Annotated in this window: 15 protein-coding genes, 5 tRNA genes and 1 CRISPR repeat array; of the genes, 16 read left to right on the plus strand and 4 right to left on the minus strand. The window is 42.8% G+C overall.

What is annotated here, in order from left to right:
- Window positions 1–99: 99 nt before the first annotated feature.
- The 5 genes from BLT29_RS08545 to BLT29_RS08565 all read left to right on the plus strand — a co-directional run bounded on the left by BLT29_RS08545 (window position 100) and on the right by BLT29_RS08565 (window position 3,096).
- A complete protein-coding gene (locus BLT29_RS08545) occupies window positions 100–873 on the plus strand; it encodes a metal ABC transporter ATP-binding protein (protein ID WP_090775904.1) in 774 nt (257 codons plus the stop codon).
- Window positions 866–1,741 (plus strand): metal ABC transporter permease, encoded by an 876-nt coding sequence (locus BLT29_RS08550; RefSeq protein WP_090775905.1) that lies wholly within the window; start codon window positions 866–868, stop codon window positions 1,739–1,741. Before BLT29_RS08545 ends, BLT29_RS08550 begins: the two co-directional genes overlap by 8 nt.
- Window positions 1,742–1,827: 86 nt before the next feature.
- Window positions 1,828–2,244, plus strand: coding sequence for a Fur family transcriptional regulator (locus BLT29_RS08555; protein WP_090776004.1), 417 nt, complete (start codon window positions 1,828–1,830; stop codon window positions 2,242–2,244).
- Between the two features lie 80 nt (window positions 2,245–2,324).
- On the plus strand, window positions 2,325–2,549 hold the full coding sequence (locus tag BLT29_RS08560) for a DUF1540 domain-containing protein (RefSeq protein ID WP_090775906.1): 225 nt from the start codon (window positions 2,325–2,327) through the stop codon (window positions 2,547–2,549).
- 115 nt (window positions 2,550–2,664) lie between these two features.
- Window positions 2,665–3,096 (plus strand): ABC transporter permease family protein, encoded by a 432-nt coding sequence (locus BLT29_RS08565; RefSeq protein ID WP_090775907.1) that lies wholly within the window; start codon window positions 2,665–2,667, stop codon window positions 3,094–3,096.
- A gap of 61 nt (window positions 3,097–3,157) precedes the next feature.
- Here BLT29_RS08565 and ispG read toward each other — a convergent pair whose 3' ends face one another.
- Window positions 3,158–4,264: a flavodoxin-dependent (E)-4-hydroxy-3-methylbut-2-enyl-diphosphate synthase gene (ispG, locus tag BLT29_RS08570; RefSeq protein ID WP_090775908.1), complete on the minus strand. Its 1,107-nt coding sequence runs from the start codon at window positions 4,262–4,264 to the stop codon at window positions 3,158–3,160.
- Between the two features lie 124 nt (window positions 4,265–4,388).
- Window positions 4,389–4,694, minus strand: a complete 306-nt coding sequence (yqfZ, locus tag BLT29_RS08575) for a protein YqfZ (RefSeq protein WP_090775909.1) — start codon at window positions 4,692–4,694, stop codon at window positions 4,389–4,391.
- Between the two features lie 157 nt (window positions 4,695–4,851).
- Here yqfZ and BLT29_RS08580 point away from each other — a divergent pair, with 157 nt between their 5' ends.
- The 3 genes from BLT29_RS08580 (at window position 4,852) to BLT29_RS08590 (ending at window position 7,676) form a co-directional block, all read left to right on the plus strand.
- Complete coding sequence (locus BLT29_RS08580; protein ID WP_090775910.1) at window positions 4,852–5,997, plus strand: MFS transporter; 1,146 nt, start codon at window positions 4,852–4,854, stop codon at window positions 5,995–5,997.
- A 41-nt stretch (window positions 5,998–6,038) separates the two neighbouring features.
- Window positions 6,039–6,944 carry a DUF1002 domain-containing protein gene (locus tag BLT29_RS08585; protein ID WP_245701184.1) on the plus strand — a complete coding sequence of 302 codons (906 nt, stop codon included), beginning with the start codon at window positions 6,039–6,041 and terminating at the stop codon, window positions 6,942–6,944.
- Between the two features lie 84 nt (window positions 6,945–7,028).
- Window positions 7,029–7,676, plus strand: a complete 648-nt coding sequence (locus tag BLT29_RS08590) for an NfeD family protein (protein ID WP_090775911.1) — start codon at window positions 7,029–7,031, stop codon at window positions 7,674–7,676.
- A gap of 2 nt (window positions 7,677–7,678) precedes the next feature.
- Here the strand turns inward: BLT29_RS08590 and BLT29_RS08595 are convergent, their stop codons facing one another.
- On the minus strand, window positions 7,679–8,473 hold the full coding sequence (locus BLT29_RS08595) for a DUF1189 family protein (protein ID WP_090775912.1): 795 nt from the start codon (window positions 8,471–8,473) through the stop codon (window positions 7,679–7,681).
- 283 nt (window positions 8,474–8,756) lie between these two features.
- Between BLT29_RS08595 and BLT29_RS08600 the strand changes: the two genes are divergently transcribed.
- From BLT29_RS08600 to BLT29_RS08625, 6 genes are all read left to right on the plus strand, one after another.
- Window positions 8,757–10,355: a Na/Pi cotransporter family protein gene (locus BLT29_RS08600; RefSeq protein ID WP_437182636.1), complete on the plus strand. Its 1,599-nt coding sequence runs from the start codon at window positions 8,757–8,759 to the stop codon at window positions 10,353–10,355.
- Between the two features lie 110 nt (window positions 10,356–10,465).
- A tRNA-Asn gene (locus BLT29_RS08605) sits at window positions 10,466–10,537 on the plus strand.
- Window positions 10,538–10,548: 11 nt separating this feature from the next.
- A tRNA-Met gene (locus BLT29_RS08610) sits at window positions 10,549–10,622 on the plus strand.
- Window positions 10,623–10,634: 12 nt separating this feature from the next.
- Window positions 10,635–10,710, plus strand: a tRNA-His gene (locus BLT29_RS08615).
- Between the two features lie 9 nt (window positions 10,711–10,719).
- A tRNA-Ile gene (locus tag BLT29_RS08620) sits at window positions 10,720–10,793 on the plus strand.
- Window positions 10,794–10,828: 35 nt separating this feature from the next.
- A tRNA-Ser gene (locus BLT29_RS08625) sits at window positions 10,829–10,918 on the plus strand.
- 764 nt (window positions 10,919–11,682) lie between these two features.
- On the opposite strand, the gene BLT29_RS08630 is transcribed toward BLT29_RS08625, so the two are convergent.
- Entirely contained in the window at window positions 11,683–12,273 is a 591-nt protein-coding gene (locus BLT29_RS08630) for a hypothetical protein (protein ID WP_090775913.1), read from the minus strand.
- Between the two features lie 502 nt (window positions 12,274–12,775).
- Between BLT29_RS08630 and BLT29_RS08635 the strand changes: the two genes are divergently transcribed.
- Window positions 12,776–14,110 (plus strand): alkaline phosphatase, encoded by a 1,335-nt coding sequence (locus BLT29_RS08635; protein ID WP_176763871.1) that lies wholly within the window; start codon window positions 12,776–12,778, stop codon window positions 14,108–14,110.
- 312 nt (window positions 14,111–14,422) lie between these two features.
- A CRISPR array of direct repeats spans window positions 14,423–15,389; the repeat unit is 32 nt; unit sequence GTCGCACCCTGCTTGGGTGCGTGGATTGAAAT.
- A 117-nt stretch (window positions 15,390–15,506) separates the two neighbouring features.
- Entirely contained in the window at window positions 15,507–16,115 is a 609-nt protein-coding gene (locus BLT29_RS08640; RefSeq protein WP_090775915.1) for a superoxide dismutase, read from the plus strand.
- The last annotated feature ends 152 nt before the right edge of the window (window positions 16,116–16,267 follow it).

The raw sequence follows: 16,267 nt of genomic DNA on the forward strand, positions 1-16,267 counted from the left end.
TTTTTATGACTAGACATTTGGCTCATTATGATTATAATAAAGAAGAAGTGATAAATCGTAATCATTCTTAAAAATGTTTGTGTAAGGAGGTTGGAGCGCATGGAGAAACAAGACGTATTGGCGCAATTAAGTCACGTTGCTTTTCGTTATCATAAACGCCCAGTGTTGCGCAATGTGTCTTTGACCATTGAGCGTGGGGCTTTTTTAGGTCTTGTCGGACCTAATGGCTCAGGAAAATCAACGTTGGTAAAGTTATTGCTGGGTCAGTTAAAACCAACCGTGGGTGATGTTTATTTGTTTCAACAACCGGTGCAGCAATTTAAACAATGGGATAAAATCGGCTATGTGTCGCAAAAAGCAAATCGTTTTAGTAGTGGATTCCCAGCGACAGTGTATGAAGTTGTCTCAATGGGTTTGTATGGCCAAATTGGTTTATTCCGTTTTTTACGTAAGCATCATAAGGAGAAGGTGTTGGAAGTTGTTAAACAAGTTGGGTTGCAAGATTATTTGAATGAAAATATTGGTGAACTATCCGGCGGACAGCAACAGCGGGTTTTTATCGCCCGGGCTTTAGTAAGTGATCCAGAGCTGCTCATTTTGGATGAACCGACAGTAGGTGTCGATGCTAAAAGTGTAGACCAATTTTATGGGTTGCTACGTGAACTGAATGAGCGTCATCGCAAGACATTGCTATTAATAACGCACGACATTGGCGCGGTGACTACGTACGTCAGTCAAGTCGCGTGTTTAAACCAGACCATTCATTTTCACGGTGAAAGTGAGGAGTTTGCGGCAAAGAAAGACAAACTTGATTTTTACAATCATGATGTACATTTATTGACACATCATCACGAAGAGGTTCCTCATGTTTGATGCATTTATGACTTATGACTTTTTACGTTACGCATTTTTGACAGGGATCATGATCGGTTTATTGGCGCCGACATTAGGTGTATTTCTTGTTGTGCGACGGATGTCACTCATTGCTGACGCATTGTCACATATTACACTTTCAGGTATTGCATTAAGTTTGTTATTAGGTCGCCATTTTATTTTCATGCAAGGTGTCAATCCACTTTTTCTTGGGATGGGTTTTTCTGTGGCTGGCTCATTATTAATGGAGAAGTTACGTCAAGTGTACGTACATTATAAAGAGATCGCCATCCCAATTATGATGTCTAGTGGGATTGGACTTGGCGTTATTTTTATTTCTATGGCAAAAGGCTTTAATAAGGATTTACTTGACTACTTATTTGGATCCATTCTTGCTGTCAACAAAAGTGATTTTCTGACAATTACGTTCATCACAGTCGTCGTATTGATTGTCCTATTTTTATTTTACAAGGAATTGTTTTTCTTATCGTTTGATGAAGAACAGGCTGTGATATCTGGAATAAGAAAGCGACTGGTGCATTTTGTGTTTATCGTGATGGTAGCACTGGTCATTGCTGCATCAATGCGCGTTGTTGGTATTTTGCTCGTCTCATCTCTCATGACCTTGCCCGTTGCCAGTGCGATGCGGTTTGCAAAAGGTTTTAAACAATTATTTTTCTATGCAATCATTTTCGCGGAGATTTCAGTGATGGGTGGGCTGATCCTTGCTTATCAACTTGGTTTGTCGCCGGGTGGTGTCATTGTCATGATTGCAGTGGTCATCTTGCTCATTTCAATTATGTGGCAAAAATGGACTCGCCGCTTTTATAAACACGAGAAGGACATGGACAATAGGGTAGAGGATTAGAGGGTTAAGCGAGATCGACAGGTTGGAGTGAAATTAGACGACGTTATCCGCAGCTGAAGGGACACGTCTTAATGGAGGGAAGTGTCATGAATGTCGCCCATGCGCTCCGTTTATTGAAGGAGAAGGGATATAAATATACAGGGAAACGTGAAGATATGTTGCACATTTTTGCGCGTGAAGCGCGTTACTTGTCAGCAAAAGAGTTGCTTGAAATGATGAATCATAAATATCCGGGTGTGAGTGTAGATACCATTTACCGTAATTTATCTTTGTTTGCTCAGCTAGGCATATTAGAGACAACGGAATTGGAAGGGGAAAAACGTTTTCGTTATCGATGTGACACATCTACGCATCATCACCATGTAATCTGTCTCTCATGTGGCAAAACAGAGTCGTTTCAGCATTGTCCGATGGACGAATTTACACGGCAACATTTCCCCCGATTTGACGTAACGGGTCATAAATTTGAAGTATATGGAAGATGTGAAAGTTGTCAATTGTAATATACGTGTTATAGAGGAATTCACTTCCATGAATGGTTTTGGACAAGTTGCAGATCCTATGACTATAGGAGGGGATGCATATGACTGGACCAGTGGTAAAGTGTAATGTCGCAAACTGTGCATATTGGACAGCGGGAAACCGTTGTAGTGCGGACGAAATTCTTGTGGAAATTGATGCGCATGCCACAAAGGATTACGATGTTGAAGCAAGCGGAGAGTTAAGTGCGGACGCGCTTCATAAAGATAAGGCTGAAAATACGGCAGAGACGTGTTGTCATACGTTTAAACCGAAAGAATCTAAATAAAAACAGTGGGTGACACGTGTATGTATGTGTCACCCACTGTTTTTATGTAATTAGAATTGTGGGCATGGTTTCGTGACAAACTAACGGTATCTCATGTAGAAAGAAGGGATACGTTGTGAAAAAGGAAGAAAAAAATGAGCCAGTTCGTCTTGTTGATGAAAATGACCCATCGCTCACATTTGTCAATACGCATGTGGATGGACATGACGGGGCAAAAGGAACGGAGTATGTTTACAATGCAAAATCTAACCATACGTATGATGAAGAAGTAGCAACAGAATTCCCAGCGACAAATGATTATGTCGACCCATCACCAACGACCGATGATGAAGAAGACACATTTGAAGCACCCGGAAAGGGAATTGGAACGATGGGACTCGTCTTGGCGATTACGTCATTATTTTTTGTCCCATTGCTACTTGGGGTGGCAGGGGCGATTTGCGGCGTAATTGCTTGGAGCAAAGGTGCACGGACGCTCGGTGTATGGTCTATCATTATCGCTGTTGCCTCTGTCGTAGGCACGTTGTTGTTTTCACCGTACTTGTAAATGGTGCTGTTACATGGAAAAAGGCCTACACGATCGTATAGGCTTTTTTCTCTTTTATGCACTATTTATTTAGCTGCGCTTGGCGTTCCTTCTCGTGATGTTCTGCAGCTAATTTATCAATTTCCTTTTTCAACTCTTCTACCATTGTTTCCTCAGGAACTTTGCGGACAATTTCGCCCTTCATGAAAAGCAAACCTTCTCCACGCGCGCCAGCAATGCCGATGTCCGCTTCTCGGGCTTCCCCCGGGCCGTTGACGGCACAACCGAGCACCGCGACTTTAAGAGGTGCCTTGACTTGGGCAATATATTCCTCGACTTCATTGGCGATGCTAATTAAGTCAATTTCGATGCGACCGCATGTTGGGCAAGAAATAAGCGTCGCTGCATTTGCGGCTAAGCCAAATGTTTTCAAAAGTTCGCGTGCGACTTTTACTTCTTCAACCGGATCAGCGGACAAGGAGATACGAAGTGTATTTCCAATCCCATGGTGAAGCAAAATGCCAACACCAGCTGCGCTTTTCACTGTCCCGGCAAAAAGTGTGCCTGACTCCGTAATGCCAAGATGGAGCGGATAATCAAATGCTTCAGCTGCCTTTTTATACGCTTCAACCGCTAAGTGTACATCAGACGCTTTTAAAGAAACGATGATATCGTAAAAATCAAGGTCCTCTAAAATTTTAATATGATGCAGGGCACTTTCAACCATTGCCTCAGCGGTTGGATAGCCGTATTTTTCAAGTAAATGCTTTTCAAGTGAGCCGGCATTGACACCAATCCGAATGGGAATGCCTTTTTCTTTTGCTGCTTTGACAACAGCTTCAACGTTTTCGCGTTTGCCAATGTTACCTGGGTTAATACGGATTTTATCGGCGCCGCCTTCAATCGCTTTTAAGGCAAACTTGTAGTTGAAATGAATATCAACAACGAGTGGTAAATTAATTCTTTTTTTTATGTCTGCGATCGCTTCGGCTGCACGCATATCTGGGCATGCGACGCGGACAATTTGACATCCTGCTTCTTCCAGACGATTAATTTCAGCAACGGTTGCTTCTACATCATGTGTTTTGGTTGTTGTCATACTTTGAATGATCACTTCATCGTGACCACCAATCGTTAAATGCCCGACTTTAACAGGGCGTGTAATTTTACGGTGAATCATTTTGGTCATAGACCTTCTCTCCTTTGCGGGCACGGTAGCCCGACTATAGTCTCCCATGGAAGTCTGCTCTTATTTTACCAATGATGACGGGGGCTGGCAAGCGAATTGGTGAGAAAGCCGGAAATCCCCATGTCTAGTCTGTATTGTAAAGAGGAAAGCGATACGTTTGTCCAATTTGAAGTGTTTCTGTCTGTTTCATGCCGTTTAGTTGGTGGAAATCATCAACAATTTTTTCAATTGGTACAGATACTGGTTGGTCATGTAAGCGCTCGACCACCGAAAGAATGGTTTGTCCGGGTTGAATGATGACTTCTTGGTAAGGAGCTGTTACGGTAGGCAGACTGTCTTTTTCTTGAATCTGAACGGATCCGTTTGACAAATCGTGGCGTACACCTAGCACGATCAGTAGTGAAACAATGGCAAAAGTAAGTTTTTTCATCAGTGCACATCCTCCAAGCAGCTGCAATTGGGAATAACTACTACATGTAGAATATGAAAAGCGACGACATGCTATACCAAAAGTCGGAAATCAGCGACCGTAATTCAGAGCCCGCCTCTTAGCGTCTAAATGTTGATTTCTGAAACGAGGTGTAGGCATGGGGCGGATTGTGCTATTATTGTTGCCAACGTTAATTGTCATCGGAAATTCAATGTACTTACCACTATTACCAGCCATCCAAGAAAGTTTTGCAATGACTGAGCGTCAAAGTGCATGGGTGTTAAGCATTTTTACGTTAGCAGGCATTGTGGCGATTCCTTTTGGTTTATGGTTGGCCGATCGTACGAGCTTTCGCGTAGCCATGCAAACTGGATGTGGGTGTGTCATTTTAGGCGCGCTTGGCAGTGTCCTGTTTCCTGTTGTAGGTGAAAATGGATATGGCCTTTTTATTGCGGGTCGCATCGTAGAAGGATTAGGAGCGGGTAGTCTAACTGCGCTTACATATACATATGTTGGGAGTGTCGTTGCGTTTTCACAACGATTGAGGATGTTTGGTTTTCTTGAGAGAAGTAATGGACTGGCCAAGATGATGAGCCCATTGCTAGGTAGCGTCTTTTTATATACGATGTGGTCATATAGTTCATTACTTCTGATGGGCATTGCCTTGTTCTGTCTTGGATGGTTGTCGTTTGGTGCTGTAAATGAGCAGACACAAACAGATAGAGATGAAAAAAAAGAGCAACGTAGTGTCTCGGGACAGACGAGGCTCATCGTAGTTAGTTACACAATGAGTCTTATCCATTTATTCCTTTTATATGGATTGCTCTATCATGCAACGTACATGTTCTCTCTGTTTGGGTTGTCACCTATATGGCGTGGGATGCTGCTGTCACTGCCGTTTCTCGCAATGGTGCTCATCTCTTCACAAGTTGGACGATTAGAGAAGTATTCCTTTGTCTATCGAGCGCCGATGTTCTTGTTGGTATTTAGTGCAATTTTGTTATATGCTAAAGGCAGCAGCATCGCATTAATGTTGGCATTAATGGTCATCGGTGCAAGCAACGGGTTAGCGTTGCCAGTTGCCAGTCAAATGCTGGCGCAAGTATCGCCGCTTTCGTTAAAGCAGCGTGCGCTTTCTGGTTTATCGATGGCTCGTTTTGCCGGTATCGCGTTTGCGCCGCTTGTGTATGCGCGTTGGATGACGCATGATACAGGTGTGGCGTGGGGGACAATGCTACTGGCTGTTGGTGCTTTTTTTCTTGTTTTTGTGCTACACCGGCACATACAACCGCAAAAAATATAAAGAGAGATCGTTTTTTCTAGCGTGTATAGGGGGAGATGAAGATGATAAAAAAGATAGGGTTACACCGTTTATTTATGGTGATGGCTGTACTTGGGATGATATTTGCTTCTCAAGCGCCAGCTGCTCAAGCAGATGCGATTACGGCTGATGTTGTCGTCACACTCGGGGAGGACTTAACTGCAGCGCAACGAACAGAGATTTTAAAAAGATTGGATGTGCCTGAAGACGTCGCAACGGTTTCTGTAAGCAACGCAGAAGAGCATGCGTACTTAGGAAATTATATTAGCGCAAAACAAATTGGGACGCGCGCGCTGTCATCGGCGAAAATGACGATAGAGCCGAAAGGGACCGGTGTCCAAGTCACATCTGACAATATTACGTGGGTGACAGACGAGATGTATGCAAATGCATTAATTACAGCTGGTGTCGTTGATGCAAAGATTCATGTCACTGCGCCGTTCCGTGTCTCTGGTACAGCAGCGCTTACAGGTTTGATGAAGGCGTATGAGTCTGCCGCTGATAAAGTCATTCCTGAAGAGCAAAAGACAGTAGCAACGGAAGAAATGATTCGTACAGCAGAGCTTTCTGACACCATTGGTGCCGCACAAGCCAATGAATTAATGTCGCAGTTAAAGGAAGCATTGGCCGATGGGCGTATTGCGAACGAAGAAGACTTGCAACAACTGGTCAAAGAATTAGAAGTCAAATTAAATGTGACCATTACGGATGAAGAGATGAAGAAGCTTGAGTCACTATTTATGAAGATGAAGGATTTAAATATTGATTGGAGCCAACTTCAAGACCAGCTCGATAAAGCACGTCAATATTGGAATGACCTGATAGATATTGATATGGAAGAGGCGAAATCGTGGTTCGACAATGTGATTGCATTTTTAAAAGATGTGTTTGATGCAATTGTCGACTTTTTTCGGTCATTGTTTAGCTAATACATGTTGCAGTATTGATAAAATAAATGAAACATTTATGATCGCGGGCACGTATATAAAGATGAGAAGAGGAGGGAATGACAAGTGCTTGAGTGGCTCAATATCGCAACAGTCGGTTTTATCGTTGTTTTTCTTGGAACACTGTTTTTAATAGGCGAGCTTTTAGTGCGGGCAAAAGGGGTCTTTAGTTTAATCGGTGTTGGGATGATTTCAATTTACTTTATCCATCATTTAACTGGGGATGTAGGCACATGGGTCGTTTTATTTTATGTCATCGGTCTTGCGCTCATTATTTTTGATGGCAATGTGACTTCGGATGGGACGATTGCAGCAATTGGGATTGTATTTATGATTATTGCTTTGGCAGTCCCAGCTCCTGATATGGTCTATCGTATTCTTGTCGGTATGGCAGTGATCATTGGTGCATTAGCAGCGCTCATGTTCTTAAGAGTATTTCCGAAGCGGAACATGTGGACAAAAATGACGTTGAAAGACCAACTGACATCTGAACGTGGTTACAACACGATGAACGAATCATACAAGGCGTTAGTTGGCAAAACCGGAGAAACATTGACCGTTTTTCGCCCGGCGGGGACCGTTGAGATTGAAGGGCAGCCGTATAGTGCAATTAGCGGCGGTCAATTTTTACAAGCAGGCGTCAAGGTAGAAGTTGTTTTGGTGGATGGCACAGGAATTGTCATAAAACCGTGTGAAGACAAAGAAGAAAGCTAACCCTATGTGAGGGTCGGCTTTCTCTTTTTAGGTGGTATTTTTTTTAAGGCAAAGATGGAAAGTGTCAAGGTTGCGGCGATCAGCGTAGCACTGAGTAAGGTGGAAAGTAATGGCAGATCACTGTACGTCCGTACAAGCAAATCAGTTGTCAAAAATAATAATAGTGGTCCAGAGGTCGCATGTGCAGTAATCCCCCATAGATGGCGATACGTAATATGAGCGTGTGCCTCTTTTTTGAAAAGAAGGGTGATCGAGGCTACCAAAGAGATAAGAATAAAGACCCCTGTTGCATAGAGCATGTAAATCATAAGGCTAAAAATGACGACAATGATCGGTAAAAATGACTGCATGGATGTCACGGTGTCAAGCAAACGATCGCTAGATACTGAAGATCCCGCAAAGGCGTATGGGATGGTTTGCTCAGAGTCATTGGAAAAGACAAGGAGTGAGGTCGGACCGAACACGACTCCTTGTTGGTGTTTGCTTATAAAAGAAGCGATGTGTCCTTCATCGTTGGTTAACAAAAACGCGTGGTCATCAAAAAAATAAGTTTGTTCTTTCTCAATTGTAAGTTGTTGATTTTCAATGGTTACATCGACATTCGTTGAATCTAAAAAAGTAACAACTTGGTCAATTTGCTTATGTAAAGTGACGCCAAGAGACACAAAAAAAGGCATACAAGCAATGAGTAAAACAAACAGTACATGAAAAATGGTTTGTGTAATTGGGCGCATGCGGCTTGCGCTTAACATTGGGAGGTGGTATAAACTTTTTGTAATCCACTTCCAAAAATTCATAAAAAATGCCTCCCTAGATCAAAATAAGAACGGTGTAGCGTATCCGTCCTTCAAGTTTAGCGGATGCATTGATTGGACACAAGTAGAAATAAATGCGAAGGCAACGCTTACATAGAAATTTTTTTTGGTAAATAGAGAAATTGTAAAAAAGGTTATTTACAAACAGCCCAAGCTGTTTAATAATAGACACGGTGGGTCATGTTGAGGCTTGTCAAAGACAGTCAAAAAACATTTACATAATGAAGGGATGAGATGTGTGGAAGATTTACAGGCGTTGCTGTTTATGTTCCTAGGAGGAGTAGGGATTTTCCTTTTCTCTGTAAAGTATATGGGGGACGGACTCCAAAAAACAGCAGGCGATGGCTTGCGAAATTTGTTGGATAGGTATACGACAAATCCGTTTATGGGGTTGATGGTTGGAATTATTGTCACGATTTTATTGCAGAGTAGTTCAGCAACCACTGTCTTAACGGTTGGACTTGTAAATGCCGGCTTTATGCGACTCCGTCAATCGGTCGCAGTGATTATGGGGGCAAATATTGGGACGACAACAACGGCCTTTATTATCGGGTTAAATTTAAAAGAATACAGTTTGCCAATTATGGCTATCGGCGCATTTTTAATCTTCTTTTTCAAAATCAAAAAGGTGAACAACATTGGACAAATCATTTTTGGTTTTGGAGGATTGTTTTATGGTTTAGCTTTAATGGGGAGTAGTTTACGTCCACTCAGTAGTTGGGAGCCGTTTGTTGATTTTACCATTCGTATGGGTGAACACCCGGTTTTAGGTGTTATTGTGGGTGTAATTCTTGCTGTTTCTTTGCAAAGTTCGTCTGCAGCAATTGGTCTTGTCCAACAATTGTACGAGCAAGGTGCGATTGGTTTACAAGCTGCTTTACCGGTATTAATCGGGGATAATATTGGAACGACGATCACTGCGATTCTCGTATCAATTGGTGCGACAGTTGCCGCACGCCGAGCGGCGCTCACACATGTGATGTTTAATGTGCTTGGAGCCATTTTAATCATGATCATTTTCCCATTTTTCGTCAACTTTATCGAATTCCTAGCAGGACAATTTAATTTAAATCCATCCATGCAGATTGCGGCTGCTCACGGGGTATACAACACAGCAAATGTACTGATTCAATTTCCGTTTATTGCGGTGTTGGTACTAATTGTAACGAAGCTTGTGCCGGGTGAGGAGCTTGAGCTTGATTATAAGCCAAAGCATTTAGACCCAATTTTTATCGGCAGTTCACCAGGAATTGCATTGGGTCAAGCGAAACAAGAAGTGTTGCACATGGCGAGTTATTCTCAACATGCATTAAAGCATGCGATCCGTTATATGGAAACTGGTGAAAAGAAAGATGCCGACAAGGCGTTAAAATATGAGGATGCGATCAACAATTTGGATAAAGAAATCACGGAGTACTTAATTAAAGTGTCTTCACGATCATTGTCAGCGTCCGATTCTAACACGCACTCTGTTCTTTTAAATGTCGTTCGTGACATTGAGCGGATTGGGGATCATATGGAGAACATTGTCGAATTAAAAGATTATCAAAAAGCGAACAAAGTCACGCTGAGCGATGTCGCCATTCAAGATTTAAATGAGATGTTTGAGTTGACCCACTCGACGTTACAAAGCGCAATGGACTCACTTGAACACGACGACTTAGACAAAGCGCATGAAGTATTAAAGCACGAGGAACTGATTGACAAAATGGAGAGAAAACTGCGTAAGCAACATATCGTTCGCATGAATGAAGGCGCATGTACAGGTGCTGCAGGGATTATTTTCGTAGATATCATTAGTAACTTAGAGCGAATTGGCGACCACTCTGTCAATATTGCCGAAACGGTTATTGGTGAGGAATAGCGTTTTAAAACAACGAAGGAAAAAGAGGACAGAAAAAATTGTCCTCTTTTTTTCTAAAAGCCATTGCGAAGCTGCTTAAACCATGGTATTATAGTTCTTGTCTTGATTGATCCACAGTAGCTCAGTGGTAGAGCTATCGGCTGTTAACCGATCGGTCGCAGGTTCGAATCCTGCCTGTGGAGCTTATTTTTATGGCGGTGTAGCTCAGCTGGCTAGAGCGTACGGTTCATACCCGTGAGGTCGGGGGTTCGATCCCCTCCGCCGCTATATATCTTTATGGCGATTGTGGCGAAGTGGTTAACGCACCGGATTGTGGTTCCGGCATTCGTGGGTTCGATTCCCATCAGTCGCCCCATTTTTATTCGGACCCTTAGCTCAGTTGGTCAGAGCACTCGGCTCATAACCGATTGGTCGTAGGTTCGAGTCCTACAGGGTCCACTTTAAAGGTCATGTGAACCTTTAACACCTAACATGGAGGAATACCCAAGTCCGGCTGAAGGGATCGGTCTTGAAAACCGACAGGCGGGTTAAACCGCGCGGGGGTTCGAATCCCTCTTCCTCCGTTTATAGTACGAGTGAAATGAAAACCCGCAGAAATGTTGCTAGTCGACGTTTTTGTGGGTTTTTGTGTTGGGAGTGGGTATCCGGTGTTACACACATGAAAATGATAACATGTTTGGATTGGTGTATCTCTTTCTGGTTAGGTCGATTAGTTTTTAGTCATTAGTTGATGAGTATATTCCTTCCCATAGATTTCTACTTTTACGCATAGTCTTATATTATGACATCGACGAAAATAAATGGGATATGATCATTTCTCCGATGGAGTTAGTCAAGGAAGCAAACAAAAGTGATGCAGTCATTCTATAGTGTGGAACGATTTATTTATTTAAATCCCTGAAGACCGAAAATATGGTACGGATAGCTTAAAGAGGATCGCGTTAAAGGCGTTTGAGTATAGGATGTAAAAAAGCCCCGTCCACAGAGGACAGGGCACTAGAGAATAAAGAAGATTACTTTGTGGACTTCAATTGTAACACACAAAACCTGTTTTAGCCATAATCTGACCCTATCATAATTGAGTGGCGACAATCACCATGCGTAAATCGGGAATTCATGTCATGTTCTCTTCGACTCTTCTTTATTTGTGTGCCTTTTTGACCACATCAAAATAACCCCTCCCCCAATTATAACACTAGACAGCCAACTTAGATGCGAATTTCCTATGCCCAAAAAGATATACATAAACGCCACGACACAAGCGCCGACGAACAATAGATACCCTAAAATACGCATGATAAACCACCCATTCCGTTTTTAATTTAATTTACAGAAGAAAAAACACAAGCCCTCTTGCTATAACATCTGCCATCCAGCCAGTAACGCCAACCTTTTTGAGAGCATACCGGATACCATCTTCAGCGGTACCCTCAACACCTAGTAGGATATCTAAAGTCTTCCAGGCAATTTTATAACCCAACCAGTATCTCAGAGCTTTTTTTGTTTTGTTATTGATAAGCGGAATCTTATCAACCCACTCTTTAACAGATTCGTCCCATGCTTTTTGTCCTATGCCTTTCAGTTTCTTCATCATTTGCTTAGCAGCAGCTTTAGCCGCCTGCCCTTTTATACCTTGTGCAGTAACTATACCATCATCAACAGGAAAAGCTATTGTACCTCCAAGGTTGGGGAGACGATTATTTATCCCCAAGTCTTTACCAATACCTTGCAACAAAAACTGAAAGTCTACTTGCTCTAGTTCCTCTAACATCTCTGCATCAAATTCAAATTCATCTAAGACAAAAACATCTTGATCCAACTTTTCAGCACTTTGTGCATTCGCAAGCGTCGGCAAAACTGCCGTAGACAACATCAATGCAGATAAAGCTGCGATGCTTGCTTTCTTCATCTTGTTCATTTTAAAATCTCTCCCCTATGTGTATATTATTTTGTTACAAGAATATGCTAGCACACAGGAAAGTAGCGAAACAATGAATAATTTGTAAATTCGACATGATTAGTTATAGATAGACTAAACTAGTCAGTATTAAACAAAACAAGTCAATATATGCTATTGATTTTTTTGTTTCGTTCTGTTATAAGACATTTTTATAGTTCGATAGTGTAAATAGTTTAACATCTATCGATATATATTACAACATCTTATATGTAGGATGTATTTAAATTCTGCTAGTGCTTGGTAATTTTCGTCTGAAACAGCGTTGAACAATAACATACGATGTATTATTGTATTGTTGCATAACACACATAGTGTTGCTCAGGTCTTTAAATTAATGCCCTTTGTAAAGAATCGTTTACGGAAAATAAACAAATATTAACGTCATCTCCATTGAGCGTGCATATCACACTTGTATAGTGAAAATGCACGATCATTCATGAATTGGGGAGGGCTTTTTTATATGAAATTTAAAAACTGTATTGTTGCTTTTGGTGCTGTACTCACGTTGTCTGCCGCTTATCCGGTGCAGGCGGTTGATCAACATGTTGCACCCCCGGAAGATCCATCAACAAAGACGGCTAAAAACGTCATTTTTTTAGTTCCTGATGGCTTCTCGCAAAGCTATGCATCGAGTTACCGGCTTTATAAAGAGGACGGTTTACCGATCTGGGACGAGAAGAGGATGTTACGTGGGGGCGTTCAGACGTATTCAGCTGATCGGGCGATCACCGATTCAGCAGCAGCTGCAACAGCACTTGCAAGTGGTAAAAAGACAAATAATGGGATGGTGGGTCTCACACCAGACGGCAAAGAAGTGACAACGATGGTGGATGTAGCTAAACAGCACGGAAAGCGGACAGGCCTTGTGGCGACTTCGACGATCACGCATGCGACACCAGCCGCATTTGCGACGCATGTCCAGTCACGAAATGAGTATTTGGAAATTGCCAATCAACTTGTTCATAATGAAAATGTTGATTTGTTATTTGGTGGCGGTCGGCACGAGTTTATGCCAAGTGAAAAAGGCGGTCTCCGTAAAGATGGGCAAAACTTAATTGAAAAAGCAAAGGAATCTGGATATGGATACATTGAAACGGTAAATGATCTTGAAACTTGGAGTGGTGATGAGCAGCGGTTGCTTGGATTATTTGCCGATGAGGCGTTACAGCCGGTTTTAGAGCGAGGGCAAGAAGAGCCGAGCTTAGCTGAGATGACGACGCAGGCAATTAATTTTCTTTCGCAAGAAGAAGCCGGGTTCTTCTTAATGGTAGAGGGGAGTCAAATTGACTGGGGCGGACATGACAATGATGCTGCGTATGCAATGACAGAAATGGCGGAGTTTGATGATGCTGTAAAAGTCGCAGTGGATTTTGCGGATACAAATGAGGAAACACTGATTGTAATCGTCGCGGATCATGATACTGGTGGAATGGCTGTTCATGCGACGGATAAAGCGCATCCTTCGATGTTGCATGGCGTGAAAGCAACTGGGGGGACGATTGCTTCGAAAGTGAAGAAAAATTTTAGTAACTTGAAGAAGGTACTTGAGGATCAAACGAATTTTAAATGGGATTCCTCAGAATTGAAGCGATTGAAAAAGAGCAAGGATTTCACACTGGAGTTAAATCGCATGATAAGTGAAAAGGCAGGTATTGCTTGGACAACAACGGGCCATACAGGTGTGGACGTGCCTCTTTATGCGTATGGTGTGGGAGCAGATTTGTTTTATGGAACGATGAATAATACAGATGTACCCGGGAAAATGAGCGAAGCATTAGGCATCAGCGGATTTTAAGGAGGTAGAAGCAGGCGGGGTAAGTCTTCCTACGCTTGCTTTTTTTATATAATCCAAAGGTGTATTAGATGACATTGTTTAGTGTGTTAATTTTACTCTATAAGGAGCAAAAAAGAACCTTCTACGGGACAGGTGCGAACCTGAGGTGCACATGAAATCCCCGGGAGGTTCGCACCAACAAAGTGGTATTATTTGTATGTTTATCGTCTGTATTTGGCTATTTTGAAACGTTTGTTCGAGATATTTTTGTGAAATACAAGATATTTATCCTTAGGAGAGGGCTTTAATCTCCTTTTTATGGGATAAATCGCTGTCGCACCCTGCTTGGGTGCGTGGATTGAAATTAAGTAAGGTGCGAGCCTTTTCTTGAAATGACCATGTCGCACCCTGCTTGGGTGCGTGGATTGAAATTTTTTTGAGGCTGTATGACATCTGCACTGCACGCGTCGCACCCTGCTTGGGTGCGTGGATTGAAATTTCGGTGAAGTTCAAAAAAAAATTGTAAACACAACGTCGCACCCTGCTTGGGTGCGTGGATTGAAATAAAATGCAATATCCCCAGAAAGAGAAACACCCTTGTCGCACCCTGCTTGGGTGCGTGGATTGAAATCCCTTCCCGCTCATCCGCGTGCCTATGATATCCCCGTCGCACCCTGCTTGGGTGCGTGGATTGAAATAAATCGCGTGCGGTCTTTGATTGATCCTACTAACGTCGCACCCTGCTTGGGTGCGTGGATTGAAATAAGTCTAGGGTTATAGAGGGTAGCGGAGACGAAGAGTCGCACCCTGCTTGGGTGCGTGGATTGAAATTTTTAAGCTTTTCAGCATTTTCAGTTGTGTACTGGGTCGCACCCTGCTTGGGTGCGTGGATTGAAATCCGCATTTTCCGTCACTCCCCTTTTTGTCTTATGTCGCACCCTGCTTGGGTGCGTGGATTGAAATTATGGGCGATTTAAGAGACGAGATTCATTTGCTATACCGTCGCACCCTGCTTGGGTGCGTGGATTGAAATGGTTGGGAAAAAAGTGTAACGCGCAAACCGCTGGGTCGCACCCTGCTTGGGTGCGTGGATTGAAATACCTTGGATTGAGAGTCCGTTACATGATAAGGATTGTCGCACCCTGCTTGGGTGCGTGGATTGAAATCACATACCGCTTATACGCCACTTGATATTCCAAGCCGTTGTACCCTGCTTGGGTGCGTGAATTGAAATGCCTTTTTTGCACACGATGTTGCTTGTTGAAATTGTCGCACCCTGCTTCGGTGCGTGGATCCGATCTATGGACATGAGCAAATTCATTGCGGCGCACGCTGTTTTTTGTTACGATCAGGTTAGATGTAAGCGATGTAAGTGCTTATGTCTAGGAAATGCTTATTTTTAAGGAGGAAGAAAACCATGGCTTATACATTACCAACATTACCTTATGCAGTAGATGCGCTTGAGCCGCATATTGATGCAAAGACGATGGAGATCCATCACGGTAAGCACCATAACACGTACGTAACGAATTTAAATGCGGCACTTGAAGGGCATGCAGAGCTCGCAAGCAAAGACATTGAGTCGCTTGTAACAGATTTAAACGCATTACCTGAAAGCGTGCGCACGGCTGTGCGTAATAACGGAGGTGGACACGCAAACCACTCTTTATTCTGGCAAATTCTTAGCCCAAATGGCGGCGGTGAACCAACAGGTGAGCTTGCCGAGGATATTAAAGCAACTTTTGGTAGCTTTGAAGCGTTTAAAACAAAGGTTGCAGACGCTGGAAAAGCGCGCTTTGGTTCAGGTTGGGCATGGCTCGTTGTTAACAATGGTAAGCTAGAAGTGATGAGCACACCAAACCAAGATAGCCCGTTGTCTGAAGGAAAGACACCCATTCTTGGATTGGACGTTTGGGAGCACGCATACTACTTAAATTACCAAAATCGTCGCCCGGATTATATTAATGCATTTTGGAATGTAGTCAACTGGGATGAGGTTGCAAAGCGTTACGCTGCTGCAAAATAACACAAACAAAACACACCGCTAGAGGTACGTCTTTGGCGGTGTGTTTAATACTAGTGTTTAATTGTTCTATCCCCATCTCATTCGTTCATGTGAGTGAAGAATCATTTCAGATGACGAAAGTCAGTCACCGGAAGTCAGATTTGAGTAGCTTC

The sequence above is a fragment of the Shouchella lonarensis genome, from assembly GCF_900096965.1.
GTDB lineage: Bacteria > Bacillota > Bacilli > Bacillales > Bacillaceae_D > Shouchella > Shouchella lonarensis.

What these genes read in the sequence shown, in the direction of transcription:
- BLT29_RS08545 (WP_090775904.1), top strand. Translation starts at nt 100, where the DNA reads ATGGAGAAACAAGACGTATTGGCGCAATTAAGTCACGTTGCTTTTCGT.
- BLT29_RS08550 (WP_090775905.1), top strand. Translation starts at nt 866, where the DNA reads ATGTTTGATGCATTTATGACTTATGACTTTTTACGTTACGCATTTTTG.
- BLT29_RS08555 (WP_090776004.1), top strand. Translation starts at nt 1,828, where the DNA reads ATGAATGTCGCCCATGCGCTCCGTTTATTGAAGGAGAAGGGATATAAA.
- BLT29_RS08560 (WP_090775906.1), top strand. Translation starts at nt 2,325, where the DNA reads ATGACTGGACCAGTGGTAAAGTGTAATGTCGCAAACTGTGCATATTGG.
- ispG (WP_090775908.1), bottom strand. Translation starts at nt 4,264, where the DNA reads ATGACCAAAATGATTCACCGTAAAATTACACGCCCTGTTAAAGTCGGG.
- yqfZ (WP_090775909.1), bottom strand. Translation starts at nt 4,694, where the DNA reads ATGAAAAAACTTACTTTTGCCATTGTTTCACTACTGATCGTGCTAGGT.
- BLT29_RS08580 (WP_090775910.1), top strand. Translation starts at nt 4,852, where the DNA reads ATGGGGCGGATTGTGCTATTATTGTTGCCAACGTTAATTGTCATCGGA.
- BLT29_RS08585 (WP_245701184.1), top strand. Translation starts at nt 6,039, where the DNA reads ATGATAAAAAAGATAGGGTTACACCGTTTATTTATGGTGATGGCTGTA.
- BLT29_RS08595 (WP_090775912.1), bottom strand. Translation starts at nt 8,473, where the DNA reads ATGAATTTTTGGAAGTGGATTACAAAAAGTTTATACCACCTCCCAATG.
- BLT29_RS08600 (WP_437182636.1), top strand. Translation starts at nt 8,757, where the DNA reads ATGTTCCTAGGAGGAGTAGGGATTTTCCTTTTCTCTGTAAAGTATATG.
- BLT29_RS08630 (WP_090775913.1), bottom strand. Translation starts at nt 12,273, where the DNA reads ATGAACAAGATGAAGAAAGCAAGCATCGCAGCTTTATCTGCATTGATG.
- BLT29_RS08635 (WP_176763871.1), top strand. Translation starts at nt 12,776, where the DNA reads ATGAAATTTAAAAACTGTATTGTTGCTTTTGGTGCTGTACTCACGTTG.
- BLT29_RS08640 (WP_090775915.1), top strand. Translation starts at nt 15,507, where the DNA reads ATGGCTTATACATTACCAACATTACCTTATGCAGTAGATGCGCTTGAG.